Origin of the sequence: Porphyromonas levii, from assembly GCF_018206105.1 — a bacterium.
In the GTDB taxonomy this organism is placed as follows: domain Bacteria; phylum Bacteroidota; class Bacteroidia; order Bacteroidales; family Porphyromonadaceae; genus Porphyromonas_A; species Porphyromonas_A levii.
In genome coordinates this window covers 1-991 of sequence record NZ_JADRGN010000089.1, presented here as the reverse complement: position 1 = coordinate 991, position 991 = coordinate 1, and the positions used below count along the sequence as shown (strand labels likewise).

Annotated in this window: 1 protein-coding gene; it reads right to left on the bottom strand. The window is 45.7% G+C overall.

The features are described 5' to 3' along the window. On the bottom strand, positions 1 to 991 hold a 991-nt coding region (locus IX315_RS09600; protein WP_211837421.1), incomplete at both ends, for a transposase.

Below are 991 nucleotides of genomic sequence, written 5' to 3'. Positions count from 1 at the left end.
CAAATCGTGACCGGTAGAGCTGTATCTGTTCTTCGAGCTTCTGACCTTCATTAAATGCTTCGTAACTGAGCTGGTCTATAAAAGCATAGCTCCTCACGATGGAGACGTTTACTTTGGGTCCAAACTCCGTAGGGTTGCCCACTTTCCCTCTGACTATCGGGCGAATATGTGGTTGGTGGATGTTTACGATACGGTGGGCTATCTTTGTCCCTCGGTAAAGTTTTCCAGACTGCTGCTCGTAGACCTTCAGGATGGTCTGAATGTAGCGCTTGGTGGTATTGGAAAGCCTATCGAGGAGTGCAGTGGAGTTATGTCCAAATTGGCTTAGAAAACCTTTGATACACTGTTCAAGCAATTTAAGCATACGCTGAAGTGTGGACTTCAGTCCTCCCTTGGGTTTTTTCTTCCGAAGCGTATAAGCATGATACCTCCGCTTTGCTTCTGCCGATAGCTTAGTGATAGATTGTCTTTCCTTCTCGGAAACCTTCCCATAGCTTAGTCTTATCCGGCACAACTTCTGTATACTCTCATAGATGAGGCGTAAGTCCGTGGGGTATGGGATGTTGACGGGGCAACATGTGGCATCCACTATCATTGATCCTTGATGGGTCACTTCATCCGCTTCGGGTGTGGAGGATTGTTTTTCTTCCTCGCAAGGAGAAGGGGTGTCTTTATCTCCATCGGAATCCCTCTTTTCATCTTTGGCAGTAGAGTTTTTCTCGGTCTTTAAGAGTATCAAACTTATCTCATTGATGTCCTCAATGCTTATTCGCTTGCGTAGGGTTACGAATAGACTAGCGTCAAAGATGGGGGTGGTAGTAAAGTGTGTTAGACCAACAAAATACTGCATATAAGGATTCTCCTGAATAGCGGTGATAGTACCTCTATCCGTCAGCTTTTCAATATACTGAATCAGCATAGCACCCAGCACCAAACGGGCAGGAAGATTAGTGGCTCCCTTACGTCTCGGATCAAGTCTAGAGATATAGAC